Below are 19,911 nucleotides of genomic sequence, written 5' to 3' on the forward strand. Positions count from 1 at the left end.
CTGGTCGCGGCCGCTAAGGGCTTGATCGATATGACGCGCTTTGCTCGCGCACTTCTGGCTGCTACGGCGCTGGCGTTCACGCTCAGCGCGTGCGGCGTGCGCGGTGGCCTCGAAACCCCGCGCGAAGCCCAGGCTCAGGCCACCGCCGACGCCCAGTCCGGCGAAGGCAAGCCCGAAGGTGCCGCGCCGAAGCCGCACAAGGGCTTCATCCTCGATGGACTCCTGCGCTAGTCCACTGATTTTCTGATAAATCTTGCGTTTTTCCGCTCGGCTGCACCTCGGCTCGTCGGGCCGTGGCGGCGCTGCGGATGCGTGTCTGGATCCCGGCCTTCGCCGGGATGACGCTGCGTGTAGGGGCAGCGGTGTCCACACCGTTGACGTCACTCCGGCGCAGGCCGGAGTCCAGACACGTCGAGGATGTGCTGCGCCCGAGTTGCTATGACCCGGGGTGCTAGGCGACCGCCATAGAGCTGAGCATTACGGATCAATGTTTTTCCGTGAGCGCTCCGGCGACTGCCGCTATAGGTGCGGTCGCAAGTCTCTCTGGAAGCTCCTTTCCATGCATCACTTCGCCTACAAGGACGGCGTGCTTCACGCCGAGGACGTTTCGCTCCCGCGGCTCGCGGCCGACGTCGGCACGCCGTTCTATTGCTATTCGACGGCGACACTCCAGCGGCATTACCGCGTGCTCGCCGAGGCGTTCCAGGGCCAGGACGCCGTCATCTGCTTTGCCGTCAAGGCGAACTCGAACCAAGCCGTGCTGGCGACGATGGCGCGGCTCGGCGCGGGCATGGACGTCGTATCCGAGGGGGAGCTGCGGCGCGCGCGGGCGGCCGGGGTGCCGGCGGAGCGGATTATCTTCGCGGGCGTCGGCAAGTCGCGCGAGGAGATGGCTTATGCGCTCAGCGAGGGCATCTTCAGCTTCAACGTGGAAAGCGCGCCGGAGCTCGTTGCGCTCTCCGAGGTGGCGGCGGGGCTCGGCGTCACGGCGCGGGCGGCGATCCGCGTCAATCCGGATGTGGATGCCAAGACGCACGCCAAGATCTCGACCGGCAAGAGCGAGAACAAGTTCGGCATTCCCTACCTCGACGCGGCCGCGCTCTACGCCGAGGCGCGGCGGCTGCGGGGACTCGAGGTGTCCGGGATCCACATGCACATCGGCAGCCAGATCACGGATCTGGCGCCGTTCCGCGATGCGTTCCGGTTGATGCGCGATCTCACGCTCGAGCTCAGGGGCGCGGGGCACGAGATCCGCCATCTTGATATCGGCGGCGGGCTCGGCGTGCCGTACTCGGATGCGGACGAAGTGCCGCCGCATCCGGACGCGTATGCGGGGCTCGTCAAGGAGACGCTCGGCGATCTCGGCGTGCGCATCTATCTCGAGCCCGGCCGCATGATCGTCGGCAACGCCGGCATTCTCGTCACGCGCGTGCTCTACGCGAAAGCCGGGGCCGGCAAGCGGTTCACGATCGTCGATGCGGCCATGAATGATCTCATCCGGCCGACGCTGTACGACGCCTATCACGAGGTGTGGCCGGTCTCCGAGGCGCGCGCCGGCGCGGCGCCGGTGCTGCAGGACATCGTGGGGCCGGTGTGCGAGACGGGCGACTATCTGGCGCTCGAGCGTGCTCTGCCGCCCTTCGAGGCCGAGGAACTGATGGCCGTCATGACGGCCGGCGCCTACGGGGCCGTGATGTCGTCCACCTACAATACGCGGCCGCTGGTGCCGGAGGTGCTGGTCAACGGCGGGCACTATGCCGTGGTGCGGCCGCGGCCGTCCTACGACGACCTGATCGGGCTCGACCGCCTGCCGCCGTGGCTGTCGCGCACATGAACCTTGGTGTCGGATGTGTTGAAGCTGGCGTGGGTGCCGGCCTTCGCCGGCATGACGTCTTTGATTTGGGTCTGCCCGCCTGTCCGAGAAACACTGTCATCCCGCCAGGAGTGCGGGGGCACGATTTTTGAGGGGGTTAGCGGTTCCAGGGACCCCTGTCGGGCCGTGAACGTTAGCGGTTTGTAATGAACCGGGCCTCGGCCTCGTGCTAGGTTTTGCGCATGGAGATGGATCAGGGACCGCGGACGGCCGACCGCTCTTTCGAGCGCAAGATTTGGCGCGCGCGCATGGCCGGGGTGTTCGAGCAGGTCTGGCTCAAGCTCTGGCTCGTGCTCGCCGTCGTCGCTCTCTTTCTTCTGTTCTCCTATGCCGGGCTGTGGCCGTTGATGCCGGTTCCGCTGCACGTGGCGGTTCTCGTCCTGTTCGGGCTTGCCTTCCTGGCCTCACTGGTCTCGATCGCGCGCGTCACCTGGCCCAGCCGCGAGGAGGCCGTGCGGCGCATCGAGCGCGTGTCCGGCGTTCCGCACCGGCCAGCAACCTCCTACGAGGATACGGTCAGCGCGCCATCGTCCGATCCCGCGACGCTCGCCATCTGGCAGGCGCATCGCGAGCGCATGGCGGCGCTCATCGCCAAGCTCAAGTCCGGCAAGCCGCGGCCGCGGACCGACCGCTTCGATCCGTTCGCGATCCGTGCGGCGCTCCTGCTCGGTGTCGTCGGCCTCACGGCGCTGCTCGGCGACAGCTTCACAGATCGCGTGCGCGGGGCCTTCACGTTCGGATCGGCCGCGCAGAAGGTCGAGGCGCGGCTCGACGCGTGGCTGACGCCGCCGGCCTACACCGGGCGTGCGCCGATCATGCTGGCCGATGGGGCGGGCGGCGCAAGGGCGCGGCCTGCAGCCGACGGAGAGGGCAAGGCGCGCGTGCCCGAGGTCCCGTTCAACAGCGTGCTCATCGTGCGCGTGGGCGGCATGGGCTCGGCGCCGCTGGCCATCGAGGTCGCGCCATCGGTCGGAAAGGGCGAGACGTCCACCGTCGAGCGGATAGAGGCGAAATCGGAAGAGGGTGTCGGCGACCTCAAAGAGGTGCGCACCGAGATCACGCGCTCGGCCACCGTGCGCGCTATGGCCGGCGGCTCGGAGCTCGCGAGCTGGGATATCGTGGTGATCCCCGATGCGCTGCCCAGGATCTCGCTGTCGCGGCCGCCTGAGCTCACGCCGCGCGGCTCGCTCAAGCTCACCTACAAGGTCGAGGACGACTATGGCGTCGCGTCCGCGGGCGTGGACCTCAAGCGGCTTCCCGATCCGCCGCGCGATCCCAAGACGGCATGGGCACAGCCGGAGCCGCCGAAAGGTCCGCGCGCGCCCCTGATGCGCCCGCCCAAGCTCGAGCTGCGCCTGCCGAGGCCCAACGCGACATCGGCGGAGGCGCACACTTATTTCGAGATGGCATCGCATCCGTGGGCCGGGCGCAAGGTCATCATGACGCTGGAGGCGACGGACGTTGCCGGACAGGTGGGGCGCAGCCCCGGCTTCGAGATGATCCTGCCCGAGCGCCGCTTCACCAAGCCGCTCGCGCGCGCTGTGGTCGAACAGCGCAAGAAGCTGCTCGAGGACAGCCGCTATCGCTCATCGGTCGTGTTCGCGCTCGATGCGCTGACGCTCGCGCCCGAGAGCTTCATCGAGGATGCGAGGGTCTACCTCGGCCTCCGGACGGCGCGCCACCGGCTCCTCAACGATCGCTCGCGCGCGGCCTTCCGGAGCGTCGTCGAGCAGCTTTGGCAGATCGCGCTGCGCATCGAGGACGGCAACCTTTCGGATGCCGAGCGGGCGCTCAAGCAGGCGCAGGACAAGCTCGCCAAGGCGCTGGAGGACGGCGCGTCCGAGGAAGAGGTCAAGCAGCTCATGCAGGAGCTGCGCGAGGCGCTCAACGAGTTCATGAAGCAGCTGGCGCAGGAGAACGACGGCGGCCAGCAGCAGGACGGCCAGAATCCGGATCAGCAGATGCTCGCGCAAGAGGATCTCGAGCGGATGATGCGCAATCTCGAGGAGATGGCCAAGAGCGGCTCGCGCGAGCAGGCCCAGCAGCTTCTTTCCGAAATGCAGGATCTCATGGAGCGCCTTCAGTCGGGCCGGCAGGACCAGGCTCAGGCTCAGCGCAACCAAGAGATGATGAAAATGATGGAAGAGCTGGGCAACATGGTCGGTGACCAGCAGAAGCTCATGGACGATACCTTCGGCGAGCGCCGCGATCAGGGCAATCAGGACGGTGGCCAGGGACAGCAGCAGAGGCCGCCGCCGGGCATGAAGGGCATGGGTAGCGAGGGCCAGCAAGGTCAGGCCGGCGCGCCTCCCGGCCAGTCGGATCAGCCCCAGCGGGGCCGCGGGCGCGGTCAGCCCGGCGGTGAGGGCCAGCAGGGGCAAGGCCAGATCGGGGAAGGTCAAGGCGGCGATCGCGGTATCGACGGCTTGACGCAACGGCAGCGCGAGCTGCGGGACCGGCTCGGACAACTGCAGAAGCAGATGCGTGACAAGGGCGCCGGGTCGAGTCAGCAGCTCGAGGATGCCGAGAGCGCCATGGAGAGCGCCGAGGACGCTCTGCAGCGCGGGGACCTCGAGGAGGCGACCGAGCAGCAGTCCCGCGCCCTCGACCAGATGCGCCAGGGCGCGCAGAACATGGCGCAGGAGATGATGCGGAACATGCCGCAGCGCTACGGGCAGTCCGGCGACACGCCGCGTGATCCGCTCGGCCGTCCGCAACGCTCGCAAGGACCGGACCTCGGGACGTCTGTCAAGGTGCCTGACCAGATCGACGTGCAGCGGGCGCGCGAGATCTTGGAGGAGCTGCGCCGCCGGCTTGGCGAGGCGACACGCGCTCCCGTCGAGCTCGACTACCTCGAGCGGTTGCTCCGGCGCTTCTAGCGCTTTCTCCTGCTACGTCCGTCGTGCTCGCTGAAGCCGGCGTGGATGGCCGCCGTCCATGCGTAGCATGGCTTCGCCATGACGCGGACATGACGTGGGTGTGTGAATGCTTGGGCCTTGCGGACCGTTTACGGCGTGGCGAGGGGGGCGGAGCGGATGCCGAGGCCGAAGATGCCCTGGTGGCTCGCGAACGTGGTGCTCGCACGGCCGCCGGGAGGCTCCTCGCCGGAGAGCCAGTCGCGGAACTGGCGCCAGAGATCAAATGGCAGCAGCGTGCCGTCGCGCTCGGAGAGCGGCATCTCGTAGGGCGCGAAGGTGAACTTGTACTCGAGGAAGTATGACATGCGGGACGTGCGCAGCTCGATGCCGAAAAGCGCCTGCCCGACGAAGCCCGCGACTTGATACTCGTAGGTGCGCTTGTCGGCGTTCGCGAACTGGACCTCGGAGTGCGGCAGCGAGACGCCGGCGCCGAGGCCCACGTAGGGCTGCAGCTTGAGACTGAAGCTCGGAAGCCGCAGCAGACCGTTCAGCGTCAGCATGTTGTGGCCGTGGCTCGCCTCCAGTCTGCGGAAGATGTCTCGCAGCGTCGCGCGCTCGGGAGCGGGCGCGCCGTTCAGCGTGCCGGTGAAGGCGGCTTCCTCGTCCAGGCGGGCCAAGGTCTTCGAGTGCGTGAAGTCGAGCATGGTGCCGATGCGGCTGCCGCCGAAATGCACGATGCGCGCGCCGTAGTAGATGGGATTGACGAAGGGCTTGCCGTCCCAGGCGACATTCTTGGCCGTGAAGTCGTGCAGGCCGGTCTTGGTGACGGAGACGTCGCTCGGGTAGGTGTACGGCACGCCGCCGTAGCCGGCGAACATCAGCTCGCGTCCCGGGGGCGCGGACGTCGCGGGCGCGGTGGTGCCGTTGGCCGCTGCGCCAGGTCGGGATCCATCCGTTGTCTGCTCGATGACGATCGGGGCGGCAACCACGGTCGCCAGCGCAACGGTGGCGAAGAAGGTGGATACGACTTCGATCAGGCGGGGGGACGATGTCGAACGCGGTCCGCGGGAAAGCTCAGATGTCCACGCACTTCCCGCCGCGATCCGCATCATTTCCCTCTGACATTCCCCATGGGTGACGGACTCGTAGCTGATCGGGAGCGTCCGCTCAACTGCACAGTGCTCCCAGCCCGCCGGTGGGCCTTGAGGGCAATCAAGAGCGCGGCTTTTCAAGCTGTTTCAGCATGCGAAACACGATCTCGATCTGCGGAGCCTGCCGCGTGAGGTAGTCGTTGCCGGTGTAGCCCCACCAGTCCCAGCAGCCCTGCGGATTGACGGGCGAGGATGCCGCCTCGGGATAGAGGATGATGAAGGCGTTGGCATCGGCCCAGTTGGCGTAGCCCGACTCGCGGACGAACGCCTCGCCTGCGGTGGAGCGGTTCTGGGCGCAGCCATGGTAGGCGATGTGCACGCGGCAGGTGGTGCTGCCCGCGCAGGACGGGGGAACGTAGACGACGCCGCGCTTCTCCATGCCGTGGTTGGAGAAGCCCTCGAAGAACGGGCGCTGATCGAACTCCGTGAAGGTGCCGGCCGGGGTCGCAACGCGCGGCGTGAGCTTGCCGTAGATGTGGCGCAGGACCTCGCCCGCCTGATCGTAGTCGCAATCGACGAGGTACGGTTTGGCGGTGGCGTCGCACGCAAGCCCCTGGTCGTCGGTGACGAAGGCGTGCCCGGCCGGCATCTCCGAGACGTAAGTCAGGTTTTCGTCGGGCAGGCCCAGCCGCTGGTAGAACTCGTAGGCGGCCTTGACGATGGCCGGAACCACGGTGTGATCGTTGGAGCCGGAGAACAGGTAGACGCGGTCGTTGCGCAGGCTCGCGAGGGAGTCGATGCGGCCGGCGTCGGCGAGCTTGCGGGTCTTCTCGGCCAACAGCTCGGGGTCTGGCACGCCCCACATGGCGAGCGCGTTCAGCATGCAGCCGTTGATGGCCTTCGAGAGATTGAAGAAGGCGATTCCCGGTCCGGGCATGACGTCCGCGAAGGCGCTTTCGGCGCAGCCGTAGGGGCCGCCGGCGATGACGGCCGCGCCGGAGACGATCGCCGAATGGGCGATCTGGAACTGCCCGGCCATGTAGGCGCCGGACGAGATGCCGGAGACGGACGTTTCGGAGATGTTGGCGGCAAGCGCAGGAAGGGGGGTGGCGGCTGGACTCTCAGCGTTGCTTGCGGGATCCTCGAGCAGGATGGTCGTCATCAGGGCTGCCAAGGTTGCCGTCGCTGCCCGCATCGAGGTGTCCCTTCGGTCTTCAAGCAAGTGCAGTGCCCCCTCATCCGGCGCTTTGCGCCGACCTCTCACCATCGGGGAGAGGTCAAGTGAGTCACGCCTCCTTAACCTCTCCCCTCTGGAGAGAGGTTGAAGGCGATTGAAAAACCGCTTTCGGATGAGAAGGCACTGCGCTGTCGATCAAGATCCTAGACCTTAGCGTGGCGAAGCGGGCTTTGCCATGACGGCAATTTTCCCGGCGCGCGTCAACGCAGGCGCACGGTGACGCGGTCCACGCGGCCCTTGGCATCGATGACGGTCAGCTTGGCGAAGCCGCGGCCGTCGGGCTGCCATTCCACCTCGCGGCGGAGCGGGTCGGACGTCATGGGGCTGCCGTCGATCAGCCATGTGAACGGCAGCGCGCCGCCCTCGGCCTTGATGACCAGCGGCTCGGCCTCGCGCTCGGCAACGTCGAGCTCGGCGCGGTCGGGCGGGAACGAGATGAGGACGGGGGGCTCGAGGAAGGGGCCGGTCGCGATTGCGTCGTCGCCCGGCTCGCGGAAGCGCTTGAGCGGCGGCGGCAGGGAGGCAGTGGTGGCCTTGACGACGCCGGCCGGCGCGGGGCGGAACGGCGTCGGCCGCTCGGCGATGCGCTTCATGGCGTCGAACAGGATCGGCGCGGCGCTGAGGCGGCCCATCAGGCCGGGCGTCGAGGCGCCGTCGGGGCGACCGACCCAGACGGCGACCACATGGCGGCCGTCGTAGCCCACGGCCCAGGCGTCGCGGTAGCCATAGGAGGTGCCGGTCTTGTAGGCGATGGCGCCGCCCTTGGCGTTGGGCGGAGGCGGCGCGTCCTTCAGGATGTCGGTGACGTACCAGGCCGAGACGGGCGACAGCAGCCGGCGGCGCGCGTTGGGAGCCGGCTGCGCCTTGGGCTCGTCGCGGCGCCACGTGAGGGCGACGGGCTCGCCGCCGCGTGCGAGGGCGCTGTAGAGGGCTGCGAGGTCCTTGAGCGTCATGCCGACGCCGCCGAGCGCGACGGCGAGCGAGGGCTTGGCGTTGGCGGGAAGCTGCGGGGCGATGCCGGCGCGGCGGAAACGGCCCATCAGGCGACCGGGCCCGACGGCCGCGAGCCCCTTGACCGCCGGCACGTTGAGCGAGTTGCCGAGCGCCTCGCGGATCGTCACCGTGCCGTAGAATGCCTCGTCGAAGTTCTCGGGCGTGTAGTTGCCGAAGCGCGTGCGGCGGTCCTCGATCAGCGTCTCGGGATGCGCTACGCCCTGCTCGAAGGCGAGGCCGTAGATGAACGGCTTCAACGTCGAGCCCGGCGAGCGGATGGCGCCGGTCATGTCGATTGCGCCCTGGCGGTCGCCGTCGAGGTAGCCTGCGGAGCCGACATGGGCCAACACCTCGCCGGTGGCGTGATCGACGACGAGTACGGCGGCCGAGAGCCTGGGGCCGAGGAGCTTCGTCTGCTCGGCGGCCAGCTTCTCGATGGTGGCCTGGATGTCGCGGTCCAAGGTGAGGCGATGGATGCGCTTGGCACGCTGCGCGGCCACTTCGGATTCCGAGAGATGCGGCGCCAGCTTCAAGACCTCGAGGCGCTCCTTTGGAACGCGCTCACGCTTGCCGCGCTCGGCCTCGGCCTCAGGCAGCACGCCTTCCTCGACGGCGCGGTCGAGCACGCGGTCGCGCGCCTTGCGGGCGGCGTCGCTGTTGCGATCCGGGCGGCGTCGCTCGGGCGACTGCGGGAGCGCCACGAGGAGTGCGGCTTCGCCCGCCGAAAGATGCTTAGGCTCCTTGCCGAAATAGGCGAGGGAGGCTGCGCGTACGCCCTCGATGTTGCCGCCGAAGGGGGCGAGGCGCAGGTAGAGGCGCAGGATCTCGTCCTTCGACAGGCGCTCCTCGAGCTGCAGCGCGCGGGCGATCTGGCGCAGCTTGCCGAGGCCGGTGCGCTCGTGCTTGCGGTCGAGCAGGCGCGCAACCTGCATGGTCAGCGTCGAGCCGCCGGAGAGGATCTGCCCATGACGTGCGAAGAGGTAGCCGGCGCGAAGCACGGCGAAGAGGTCGACACCGCCGTGCTCGTAGAAGCGCTTGTCCTCGTAGGCCATGAGGATGGCGAGATAGCGCGGATCGACCTCGCTGACGTCGACCGGCAGGCGCCAGCGGCCGTCCTTGGTGGTGAAGGCGCGCAGCAGGCGGTTCTCGCGGTCGAGTACGGTGACCGAGGTCTCCTCGGCGGCCGCGAGCGGGAGCGGGCCGATGCGCTGTGTGGTGAACTCAAGAGTAGCGCCGGCGGCGGCGACCACGAGGGCCGCCGCCGCCAGGGTGTAGGCGGCGAGCCGCAGAGGGCGTGGGAGTGGCGTCCTCCATCGCGATGCGCGATCGGGTGTGGGGGAGACCGCCTCCTCTGCGGCGCGCCGTTTCGTGGGGAGCGAGAAACGCATTCCTCGATCCTTAGCTGTTCGGCTTGACGACTAGCGTGCCGGCGCCCGAGCGCGCGTAGCGCTCCGGACGGTACATGTCCTCGACGGTCGCGGCCGGGTGGACGAAGGTGCCGGGCGTGACGGCGCGGACGATGTAGGCCACGGTTGCCGTCGCGGCGGCCTCCTTTTCCGCTTCCGCGGCATCGGTGCCGCTCTCGTCGGAGCTGTCGTCGCTCGTCGTGTCCTCGTGCTCCGTGTGATGTGACGACCTGGACGTGTTCCAGAGGTCGAAGGCGGCGACGAAACGGTCGTCGCGGAACTCCGTGTGCTCGGGGCGCAGCGTCGTCCGCAGCCAGTCGAGAGTCTTGACGTCGCCGCCGTCGACGAGACGCGGGTTCTCGATCTCGAGGCCGGCGGGCAGGCGGTCGACGAGCAGCACGCGGCCGGCGGCCTCGTCGCTCTCGATCGTGAGCACGGCGACCAGGCGCTCGTTCTGCGCAAGCTCGCTCTTGCCGCCGTCGGCGCTCTCGAGATCGAGCTCCTTGCCGTCGAGCGTGTAGTAGGTGCGCGTGACGGTGAAGCCCTTCGAGACGGCGGGCTCCGTCGTCAGGCTGGCGCCGATCACGGTCACGACGGCGTCCGTCTCCGCTTCCCCGTTGTTGGTGACGGTGACACCCTGCTCCAGCTCTTCGGGAGAGAGGGCGCGGATCAGCGAGCCGTCGATCGGCGCGCCGTTGAGGGCGAGCCTGGCGTCCTTCGTCTGCTCGCCGAGCGCGTGCGCGGCGAGCAGCATCCACGCCTGCTCCTGCGTCGAGGTGTAGGCGCGGGCGAGGTAGGCCTTGGCCACCACGTTGACGAGGCGCGGCGTCTCGGAGCGCACGATGCCGGTCTCGGACGCGAGCGTGACGAGGGCCGCGCCGTCGCGGATGTCGGAGCCGTAGTCCGAGCGGGCGACGCGCAGCTTGTCCAGATCGGTGCAGGAGTCGAGGGCGGCCTTGAAGGCCGTCTCGGAGCGCTCCTTGTCGCCGACCATGGCGAGGGCCGCGCCGAGCTGGGCCTTGGCGAGCGGCGTCGTGAAGCGGTCGAGGCGCGTATCGGCGTAGTAGCGCAGCTCGCCCACCGGCGCGCGGCCGTTGCGGGCCAGCACGTAGAGGGCATAGGCGCGGTCCTCGCCGCCGGAGGTGAAGTCCTCGCCGTTGAGGGCGAAGTTCTGCAGGCGGTCGAGCGCCTGGTTGAACGGGATCTGGCGTACGTCGTAGCCGGACTCGCGGGCGCGGGTCAGGAAGTCGGTGACGTAGCTCGTGAGCCAGAGGTCGGCGCTGCCGGGGCCCCAGCTCCCGAAGGCGCCGGACGAGTCCTGCATCTCGAAGACGCGGGCGACGGCGCCCTGCACGCGCTCCTTGAGCTGCTTGTCGGCGCCGATGCCGATGCGGGCCGCAACGGCGTTGGCGTAGAGCAGCGGCAGCGCGCGGGAGACCGTCTGCTCGGCGCAACCGTAGGGGTAGCGGTCGAGCGCGGTCAGAAGGCCGGGCACGTCCATGGTGGCGGCCGGCCCGACCGAGAGGTTGACGCGCGTGCGGTTGGCGATCAGGCCCGTAAGCAGGTCCCTCGACAGCGTGAGCTTGCCGCCAGCCGCGAGCTTCGCGACCGTGGTGCGCTTGATGTCGCCTGCCGGCGGCTTCACGTCGAACTGCAGGCGGCGCGAGAGGGACAGGCCCTCAGGCCCGGTGACGGCGACGTCGTAGATGAAGGTGCCGACGTCGTGGGGCTTGAGGCTCACCTGCTCGGATTTGCGCTCGCCGGCCTTGAGGTCGACGATCTTCTCCGCGAGCGGCGCGCCGTCGCCGATGGGATCGGTGAGGCGCGCGGTGTAGGTGCCGGCGGGGCCGTCCACGTTGTGCAGCGAGAGGTCGACGATGGCTTCGTCGCCGAGCGTCAGGAAGCGCGGAGCGGAGGCGGTCAGCGCAACGGTGTCGCGGACGATGACGTCGCTCGTGCCGTGGCCAACCTTGTTCTTCGTCCAGGCCACCGCCATGACGCGCACAGTACCGTTGAAGCTCGGCAACGCGAAGCTTGCGTTGGCCGTTCCGTCGGCGCCGACGGTCAGGATGCCGGAGTAGTAGGAGACTGTCTCCTCTACGGGCGGGCTGCCCTGCAGGCCGGCGCCGTCCATGCCGTCGCCGCCGGAGCGCAGCTTGCCGCGCTCGGCGCGCATGCCGTCGATCAGACGGCCGTAGAAGTCGCGCAGCTCGAGGGCGAGCTTCTGCTGGGCGTAGAAGTGCGCCTCGGGGGCCGGCACCTGGTAACGTGTGAGGTTCAGGATGCCGACGTCGACGGCGGCGATGGTGACGCGCGCTTCCTCGCCGGGCTCAAGGCCCTCGACCTTGACCGGGATGGTCAGCTCGGAGGCGCTCTTGATCTTCGGCTCGGTCGCGAGCGCGACCTTGAGCGTGCGCTTGGCCTGATCGATGCCGATCCAGCGTACGCCGATGGCACGGCTCGGCATGCGTTTCGCCGCCTCGTCCATGGGGCGATAGAGGAGGGCGGTGGCGTAGGCGCCGGGACCCCAGTCGTCGCCGACCTTGATCTCGACATCGCCGCCGCCCTTGGGCAGCTCGATCTCCTCGGTCGAGAGCAGGCCGCGGCCGAGCACGGTCACCAGCGCCTTGCCGCCCTGCTTGGAGGCGATGCGCAGCTTCGCCGTCTCGCCCGGCTGATAGGTGGCCTTGTCGAGGGCGACGTCGAGCATCTCGGGGCTCTCGGCCGTCTCGCCGCCCGTGTACCAGCCGGCATTGAAGACGACGCTCGACAGCGTGCCGCCGGCATCGGCGGAGCTGACCTCGAGGCGGTAGCGGCCGTAGTCGACCTCGGCCGAGATGGCGGCCGGTGTGTCGGCAGTGGCGTCGACCTTGCCGTTGGCGATCTTGCGCGTGATGGTCTGGCTCTCGTAGGCCCAGTAGCCGTCGCGGCGGTACCACTGCCACGAGGTGTCGAGGCGGACGAGGTTCCAGTCGAGGCTGCCGGCCACGGGCTTGCCCTCGGCGTTGAGCAGCACGGCATTGAAATTGGCCTTCTCGCCTTCACTTAGTGCCGAGGTGTTGAACAGCGGCTTGATGCCGATCTTCGGCTCGCCGAGGGTCACGGGCAGCACGATCGAGCGCTCGATGGTGCGGCCGCCGGCCTCGCGCAGGCGCACGATGACGTTGGCCTCTAGCGACTTTGCCGTCTTGGTCACGGCGGGAAGCGTGACGGCGAGCGCGGCTTTGCCCTCGTCGTCGGTGGACGGCAGGCTCTCGAGCGGCTGGCGCACGGGGCTCACGGTCTCGTCGGCCTCGCCGAAGCGATAGCCTTCGTAGCCTGCCAGATCTTTGGTGGAGGGACGGACGACGATGTCGCCTTCCAGCGCCATGCCGGCGGCCGGCGGGCCGTAGAGGAAACGGCCGGCGACGTCGATGGTCTTGCTCTCCTCGGGTGCGAGCTGGCCAGCGCCTTCGGTCAGCACGAGGTCGAGGCGCTCAGGAACATAGTCCTCGACCAGGAACGAGACCTGCGTGATGGGGTCGGCCTTCGGGTCGGTGTGAAGCTTCGTGCGCCAGGTGCCGGTCATGGCGCCGCCGCCGAGCGCGAGGCGCAGCGTGCGGCCGCCGAGCTCGTTGTCGGAAAGCGCGTAGCGGCCGTGCTCGACACCGTCCGGACGCACGACGATCAGCGTCACGGGCAAAGTCGCGGCGGCGCCGGTGCCGTCACGCACGAGGGCAGAGATGTTCACCTCCTCGCCGGGACGGTAGACGCCGCGCTCGGTGTAGAGGTAGCCGTCGAGGGGGCCGGGCGCGTCGCGGCCCTTCACGCCGCGGTCGGAGAGATCGAAGGCGTTGGTGGTGAGATCGAGGAACGCATACTCGCCGGCGCCGTTCTCGGCGACCAGAATGGCGGGCGCGTTGCCGCCCTCGCCTTTGGACTGGCCGGACTCGAAGCGCACGTAGCCGCTGTTGTCGGACTTGCCGGTGGCCAGGATCTCGTTGTTGCGCGCGACAAGACGGACCTCCGCGCCGGAGATCGGCTCGGCGCTGGCCAGCGAGCGCACGAAGGCGTGCACGCCGTCGTCGCCGGAGAAGGCCGTGAGGCCGAGGTCCGAGACGATGAACCACTGCGTCGCCTGCTCACGCCAGCTTTCGTCGGGGTTTGCTTCCTCGGGCCGCGCGATCATGGCGTAGGCGCCGGGCTTCAGCTCGCCGATGGCCTCGCTCACGGGGAAGGCGACAGTGACCTCGGCGTTGAGCTTGCTCGCGACCTCGAGCTCGCCCTCGTAGACGAGGCTGCCCGAGCGGCTCTTCAGCTCCTCGAGCTCGTAGCCCTGGAGCTGGCGATCGAGATTGCCGTTGTTCAGGGCGTTGGCGAGGCTGCGGTCGCCGATGCGGTAGACCTCGATGCCGACCTTCTTGGTGTTGATGGCGACCAGCGGGATGCCGTTCTGGCCGCGCGTCGGCAGCACGTAGCTCTTGCCGGTGAAATGCACCATCGGCTTGCGGTCGGGGACGTAGACGGCGAGCGTCGCGGCCTTGGCCAGCGGCTCGTTGACGTCGGACGGCAGGCCGGCACGCACCTGGATCTCGTAGCGCTCGCCGTGCTCGACGCCGTCGATGCAGAGCTGGCTGCCCTCGGCGGATACGGACTGAGGATCGCGGCCGTTGACGGAGACGAACTTGGAGAAGTCGGTCTGCCCGCGCGAAAGGTTCTCGGAGAACTGGACGCAGACGCGCGGCGTCGCGGCGTCGGAGTCGGTCGAATAGTCGGTCATGCGGAAGCCGTGCTCGGCCCGCACCTTCTCGTAGGTGTCGCGGACGCTCGCGTCGTCGGCAAGCGCGAGGCTCGCTTTCAGCGCGTCGATGGCCGGGCGCCAGTAGTGGCGGCGCGACATGGCCTCGCCGAGCACGGCAAGCGCGCGCGCCTTGAGCGTCCGATCCTCGGCTAGGAGATAGGCGCGGTAGGCAGCGCCCGAGGCGTTGACGGGAAGATCGTAATTCTCCGAGCGGTCGGGATCGGGCTTGATGGCGAGCAGCGCCTTGGCGAGGCCGATCCAGTTCTCCGGGCTCTTGCGATCGGTGGCGACGGCGATGGCGTAGGTGCGCGAGGCGCCGCGCGGATCCGGGCCGAGAAGGCGCTCGGCGGCCTGCCTGAGCTCGGCGACCTTGCGTCCGTCCGGCTTCCAGGTGTCGCGGATGTAGGTCTCGTAGCGCTCGGCGTCCTTGGCGACGCCTTTGTGTGCGAATTGCTGGTCCTGGGCTGCGGCGGCCGTGAGGCCGGCGAGGAAGAAAATACCGATGAAAATGCTTCTGAGGGCGCGCATCGCGGGGTCACCTTGAGGTCTGCATCCGACTTGGCCGGCGGCCAAATCCCGTTTGCGGACAATACCATTCGAGGGGTGGGCGACGTGAAGACCATCAGACCTGATTGATCAAACGTTGGCAGCAAACGCGGATTTATCTGCAAGTTCCGCCGGATGCGGCCGCTTCACCCGGTGCCGAGCGTCCGGCCGTCGGCAGCAGGCCCACAAGCGTGCGAGAGCGATGCAAGGATCGATTCAGTATTATTTCGTGATTTCATTGTGTTAACCTGTCATAAATCCACAGTCTGGGGCCGCTAGAAGGAAGGCGCCGGGGGTTCGTCCCGGGAAGCAGAGCGCAGGCGGAGGGCCACGCTCGATGCAATCGTCCACGAGACAATGGAGATTAGCGTGAACAGCAAGTTCATCGCCTATACGACGGTTACGGCCGTCGGTATGGCCGCGTTCGCCTGTGCGGCATTGGCGCGCGACCAGGTGCAGATCGCAGGGTCGTCGACCGTCCTGCCTTACGCCAACATCGGTGCCGAGCAGTTCGGCAAGTCCCATGCCTCGCTCAAGACCCCGGTCATCGAGTCGGGCGGCTCGGGCGCCGGCATCAAGCGGTTCTGCGAGGGTCTGGGCGAGGGTACGATCGACATCGCCAATGCCTCGCGCAAGATCAAGGACTCCGAGCTCGCCGAGTGCCAGAAGAACGGCGTCAAGGAGATCATCGAAGTCCAGTTCGGCTATGACGGCATCGTCTTCGCCGTGGACGCCAAGTCCGGCGACTGGGCGCTCGAGCCGAAGGATCTCTTCCTCGCTCTCGCGGCCGAGGTGCCGAAGGACGGCGCGCTCGTCGCCAACCCCTACAAGACCTGGAAAGAGGTCAACGACAAGCTCCCTGAATGGCCGATCGTCGCCTACATCCCGGGCGAGAAGCACGGCACGCGCGAGGTCTTCGAGGAGAAGATCATGCACGCGGGCGCCAAGGCTACCGGTGCCGACAAGCTTCACCTGGACAAGGCCGAGGGTGCTGACGACGCGGCCAAGAAGAAGGTTGCCGACAAGGCTGTCCTCAAGGTCCGCAAGGACGGTGCCGCGGTCGACATCGACGGCGACTACACGGAGACGCTCGCCCGTCTCGCCTCGAACCCGCAGGGCCTCGGCGTGTTCGGCCTCTCGTTCTACGAGAACAACACCGACAAGCTGAAGGTCGCCACGCTGAACGGCATCACGCCGTCGGTCGAGACGATCGCGTCGGGTGAGTATCCGGTCTCGCGTCCGCTTCAGTTCTACGTGAAGAAGGCGCACATCGGCACCATCCCGGGCCTCAAGGAGTACGTCGAGTTCTTCGTCTCCGAGAAGATCATCGGGCCTGAGGGTCCGCTCGCCGAGTACGGCCTCGTGCCGTCGCCGGATGCCGAGCGCAAGGCTCTGCAGGACGCCGTCAAGGCTGAGAAGGCGATGTAATTGCGGGGGTCACGCCCAGCAATTCCATCACCGCTGACAAAGGTCCGGGTCCCCGGATGGGGACCCGGACACGCGTTCCGGTGGAGCGCGGCCCGAGTGTGAAACGACGGTGTAAAATCGTCACAAGGCGGCTGAACTGCTTTAAGTCGGCCGGCTAAGATCGCGGCAATAGCCGGAATCGAAGGGTTTCGAAGGGTGTCAACGTCCGTCATTGTTCTGGGCCTGCTCATCGCGGGCATCGTTGCGTTCTTCATCGGCTCATGGCGTGCGAGCGCCTCGACGAGGACAAGCAAAACAAGGCCGCATTCCAGGCCCGGCTATCACGGCGGGTACCTCGCGATTTGGACGGCTCTGCCTGCGCTGCTGGTAACGCTGGCGTGGGGTGGCGCGGAGTTTTCGATCGTGCGCGCCCTGGTCGGAGCCGATCTTCCCCAAAACGTGCGCGATCTCTCGGACGCAGAGCAGTCGCTCGTCACCAGCCGTATTTCGTCCGTGGCCCGGGGCCTTCCCCGGCTGTCGGCTGAGGAATTGAAACTTGTCGAGCGGGCGCGCTACGGTTTTGCGCCGCTCGCGGACGCGCAACGCGTCCTGCAGGAGCGCGGCGTCGTGCTCGGATCGGCGCCCGAACCCTACGTGATCACGGCTGCCTACGATCAGGCGCGATATACGAACATCAGCCGATGGCTCGCGACCGGATTGGCCGCTGCGCTGGCCGCGCTCGGCTTCGGTTACGCGTTCTCGCGTATCAACCCCAACCTCAGGGCGCGGAACGCCGTTGAGAGGGTCATCCTCGGCAGCTTCATCGTGGCTTCGATGGTCGCCATTCTGACGACCGCCGGTATCGTCCTTTCCATGCTTTTCGAGGCCATCCATTTCTTCCGCTACGTGCCGCCGTTCGACTATCTCTTCGGCACGGTATGGGATCCGCGCTTCTCGGCTGCGGGGCAGGCGGGTAGCGAAGGGCAGTTCGGTCTCGTGCCGCTGCTCTGGGGCACGCTCTTCATCTCCGCGGTCGCGATGTTCGTCGCCGTGCCGGTGGGCTTGTTGAGCGCGATCTACATGTCGGAATACGCCAGCCGCACGGTGCGCACGGTCGCCAAGCCGTTGCTCGAGATCCTGGCGGGCATCCCGACCATCGTCTACGGCTTGTTCGCTCTCATCACGTTCGGTCCCTTCGTGCGGGATGCGGGCGGAACGATCGGCCTCGACATCTCGGCGACCAGCGTGCTTACGGCCGGCGTGGTGATGGGTGTGATGATCATTCCGTTCGTCTCGTCGCTCTCCGACGACATCATCAACGCGGTGCCGCAGTCGCTGCGCGACGGATCCTACGGCCTCGGCGCGACGCAGTCCGAGACCATCAAGCGGGTGGTGTTTCCCGCGGCCCTGCCGGGTATCGTTGGTGCCATCCTGCTGGCGGTGTCGCGCGCGATCGGCGAGACGATGATCGTCGTGCTCGCGGCAGGCATCGCCGCCAATCTGACGATCAATCCGTTCGAGCCCGTGACCACGATCACGGTCAAGATCGTGAGCCAGCTTACGGGTGATCTCGAGTTCAACTCGCCGCAAACGCTGGTTGCGTTCGCGCTGGGGTTAACGCTCTTCATCATCACGCTCGGCTTGAACATCTATGCGCTCTACGTCGTGCGCAAGTACCGGGAGCAGTACGAATAATGGCTATTGATACGACTGCGCTCGGACCATCCCGGCACGCGGAAAACTCCGCTTCCATCGTTCAGAAGGGCATCGCCCGGCGCTACGCCGCGGAGCGGCGGTTCAGGCTCTACGGCATGTTCGCGATCCTGTTCGGCATCGCGTTCCTGGTCTTCCTGTTCGGAAGCATCGTCTCGAACGGTTATACCGCCTTCGTGCAGACGTCGTTCAAGCTCGATGTGCCGCTCGATTCCGAGGTGGTCGATCCCGCCGGCACGCGGGCCGTCTCGGATCTGCGGAACGCCGACTATACCTTGTTGGCCAGGAAGTCCTTGGCATCCCTGCTTGGCGCCGACACGTCAAGCCGGCCGCAGATGCGCGAGGTCGGCGCGCTGCTCTCGCGCGACGTGGACGTCGAGATCCGCAACGCGGTGCTCGCCGACCCGTCCCTGATCGGCAAGACACTCTCCCTTTGGGTGCTCGCAAGCGGGCGCGTGGATTCGCTCATGAAGGGCCAGCTCGACCGCGAGCTTCCCGCCGCGGTGCGCAAGGTTTCGGATCAACAGCTCGGCTGGCTCGACAAGGCCGAGGCGGCCGGCTTCCTTGCGAAGCGGTTCAACACGGGCCTGTTCACCGCTGGCGCCTCGAGCAACCCGGAGACAGCCGGCATCGGCGTGGCCATGGTCGGCTCGCTGTTCATGATGCTGATCGTGCTCATCCTGTCGGTGCCGCTTGGCGTGGCGGCGGCGATCTATCTTGAGGAGTTCGCCACCAAGAACCTGCTCACGGACATCATTGAGGTCAACATCAACAACCTCGCGGCGGTGCCATCCATCGTGTTCGGTCTGCTGGGCCTCGCGATCTTCATCAACTTCGCCGGCCTGCCGCGGTCCGCGTCGCTGGTCGGCGGCCTCGTGCTGACGCTGATGACGCTGCCGACCATCATCATCGCCACCCGCGCCGCGCTGAAGGCCGTGCCGCCTTCGATCCGCGAGGCGGCCTATGGCGTCGGCGCCTCGAAGATGCAGACGATCATGCATCACGTTCTGCCGCTGGCCATTCCCGGCATCCTCACCGGCACCATCGTGGGGCTCGCCCAGGCGCTCGGTGAGACCGCGCCGCTGCTCATGATCGGCATGGTGGCCTTCGTCGTCGAATATCCTACGACGCCGCTCGAGCCGGCGACCGCGCTACCAGTGCAGATCTACATGTGGGCCACGTCCGCCGAGCGCGGTTTCGTCGAGCGCACGTCCGGCGCCGCATTGATCCTGGTTGCGGTGCTCATCTGCATGAACCTCATCGCCGTCATCCTCCGCCGCAAATTCGAGCGTCGCTGGTAGACTGTCATATCTTCGGGAGTTAGAGATGCTGATGGAGACTGCAAGCACCGACACCTTCACCCCGGCTGGCTCGGACGGTCCGAAGATCGTGGCGCGGGACGTGAACGTCTTCTACGGGGAGAAGCATGCCCTGAAGGAAGTGACGGTCGACGTGCCGGACCGCAGCGTCATGGCCTTCATCGGCCCTTCCGGCTGCGGCAAGTCGACCTTCCTGCGCTGCATCAACCGCATGAACGACACCATCCCGATCTGCCGCGTCACCGGCAAGATCACCATCGACGGCCAGGACATCTACGATCCGTCGCTCGACGTCGTCCAGCTCAGGGCGCGCGTCGGCATGGTGTTCCAGAAGCCGAACCCGTTCCCCAAGTCGATCTACGAGAACGTCGCCTACGGGCCGCGCATCCATGGGCTTGCCTCCAACAAGGCGGAGCTCGATGAGATCGTGGAGAGCAGCCTCCAGAGGGCGGCGCTCTGGAACGAGGTCAAGGACCGTCTGGACGAGCCGGGCACCGGGCTTTCGGGCGGCCAGCAGCAGCGCCTGTGCATTGCCCGCACCATCGCAGTTAACCCGGAAGTGATACTGATGGACGAGCCGTGTTCGGCACTCGACCCGATCTCGACCCGCGTCGTCGAGGAGACGATCAAGGAGCTGGCCCACGAGGTCACCATCGTCATCGTCACCCACAACATGCAGCAGGCGCAG

General features: G+C 67.5%; 11 protein-coding genes. 7 read left to right on the top strand and 4 right to left on the bottom strand.

Features of this window, described 5'->3' with window-relative positions; genetic code table 11:
• Positions 1-30: 30 nt before the first annotated feature.
• The 3 genes from IT540_RS06420 (at position 31) to IT540_RS06430 (ending at position 4,752) form a co-directional block, all read left to right on the top strand.
• Positions 31-231: a lipoprotein gene (locus IT540_RS06420; RefSeq protein WP_291174635.1), complete on the top strand. Its 201-nt coding sequence runs from the start codon at positions 31-33 to the stop codon at positions 229-231.
• Positions 232-559: 328 nt separating this feature from the next.
• On the top strand, positions 560-1,834 hold the full coding sequence (gene lysA, locus IT540_RS06425; protein WP_291174638.1) for a diaminopimelate decarboxylase: 1,275 nt from the start codon (positions 560-562) through the stop codon (positions 1,832-1,834).
• Positions 1,835-2,055: 221 nt separating this feature from the next.
• Positions 2,056-4,752 carry a TIGR02302 family protein gene (locus IT540_RS06430; protein WP_291174640.1) on the top strand — a complete coding sequence of 899 codons (2,697 nt, stop codon included), beginning with the start codon at positions 2,056-2,058 and terminating at the stop codon, positions 4,750-4,752.
• Positions 4,753-4,880: 128 nt separating this feature from the next.
• On the opposite strand, the gene IT540_RS06435 is transcribed toward IT540_RS06430, so the two are convergent.
• From IT540_RS06435 to IT540_RS06450, 4 genes are all read right to left on the bottom strand, one after another.
• Positions 4,881-5,843: a hypothetical protein gene (locus tag IT540_RS06435; RefSeq protein ID WP_291174642.1), complete on the bottom strand. Its 963-nt coding sequence runs from the start codon at positions 5,841-5,843 to the stop codon at positions 4,881-4,883.
• Positions 5,844-5,943: 100 nt separating this feature from the next.
• On the bottom strand, positions 5,944-7,017 hold the full coding sequence (locus IT540_RS06440; RefSeq protein WP_291174644.1) for a PHB depolymerase family esterase: 1,074 nt from the start codon (positions 7,015-7,017) through the stop codon (positions 5,944-5,946).
• A gap of 242 nt (positions 7,018-7,259) precedes the next feature.
• Positions 7,260-9,440 (bottom strand): penicillin-binding protein 1C, encoded by a 2,181-nt coding sequence (pbpC, locus tag IT540_RS06445; RefSeq protein WP_291174646.1) that lies wholly within the window; start codon positions 9,438-9,440, stop codon positions 7,260-7,262.
• 10 nt (positions 9,441-9,450) lie between these two features.
• Positions 9,451-14,766, bottom strand: a complete 5,316-nt coding sequence (locus IT540_RS06450; RefSeq protein WP_291174648.1) for an alpha-2-macroglobulin — start codon at positions 14,764-14,766, stop codon at positions 9,451-9,453.
• 432 nt (positions 14,767-15,198) lie between these two features.
• Here IT540_RS06450 and IT540_RS06455 point away from each other — a divergent pair, with 432 nt between their 5' ends.
• The 4 genes from IT540_RS06455 to IT540_RS06470 form a co-directional block, all read left to right on the top strand.
• Positions 15,199-16,212, top strand: a complete 1,014-nt coding sequence (locus tag IT540_RS06455) for a substrate-binding domain-containing protein (RefSeq protein ID WP_291174661.1) — start codon at positions 15,199-15,201, stop codon at positions 16,210-16,212.
• Between the two features lie 195 nt (positions 16,213-16,407).
• Positions 16,408-17,886, top strand: coding sequence for a phosphate ABC transporter permease subunit PstC (gene pstC / locus IT540_RS06460; RefSeq protein ID WP_291174650.1), 1,479 nt, complete (start codon positions 16,408-16,410; stop codon positions 17,884-17,886).
• The gene (pstA, locus tag IT540_RS06465; protein ID WP_291174652.1) at positions 17,886-19,205 is read left to right on the top strand and encodes a phosphate ABC transporter permease PstA; all 1,320 of its coding nucleotides are present in this window, start codon (positions 17,886-17,888) and stop codon (positions 19,203-19,205) included. Before pstC ends, pstA begins: the two co-directional genes overlap by 1 nt.
• A 25-nt stretch (positions 19,206-19,230) precedes the next feature.
• Positions 19,231-19,911, top strand: a 681-nt coding sequence (locus IT540_RS06470) for a phosphate ABC transporter ATP-binding protein (protein ID WP_291174654.1), incomplete at its 3' end; no start/stop codon positions are given.

The sequence above is a fragment of the Hyphomicrobium sp. genome, assembly GCF_020852195.1.
In the GTDB taxonomy this organism is placed as follows: domain Bacteria; phylum Pseudomonadota; class Alphaproteobacteria; order Rhizobiales; family Hyphomicrobiaceae; genus Hyphomicrobium_C.

Bases quoted from the DNA above. Each gene is read 5' to 3' on its own strand.
- IT540_RS06420 (WP_291174635.1), top strand. From the start codon at position 31: ATGACGCGCTTTGCTCGCGCACTTCTGGCTGCTACGGCGCTGGCGTTC.
- lysA (WP_291174638.1), top strand. From the start codon at position 560: ATGCATCACTTCGCCTACAAGGACGGCGTGCTTCACGCCGAGGACGTT.
- IT540_RS06430 (WP_291174640.1), top strand. From the start codon at position 2,056: ATGGAGATGGATCAGGGACCGCGGACGGCCGACCGCTCTTTCGAGCGC.
- IT540_RS06435 (WP_291174642.1), bottom strand. From the start codon at position 5,843: ATGATGCGGATCGCGGCGGGAAGTGCGTGGACATCTGAGCTTTCCCGC.
- IT540_RS06440 (WP_291174644.1), bottom strand. From the start codon at position 7,017: ATGCGGGCAGCGACGGCAACCTTGGCAGCCCTGATGACGACCATCCTG.
- pbpC (WP_291174646.1), bottom strand. From the start codon at position 9,440: ATGCGTTTCTCGCTCCCCACGAAACGGCGCGCCGCAGAGGAGGCGGTC.
- IT540_RS06450 (WP_291174648.1), bottom strand. From the start codon at position 14,766: ATGCGCGCCCTCAGAAGCATTTTCATCGGTATTTTCTTCCTCGCCGGC.
- IT540_RS06455 (WP_291174661.1), top strand. From the start codon at position 15,199: ATGGCCGCGTTCGCCTGTGCGGCATTGGCGCGCGACCAGGTGCAGATC.
- pstA (WP_291174652.1), top strand. From the start codon at position 17,886: ATGGCTATTGATACGACTGCGCTCGGACCATCCCGGCACGCGGAAAAC.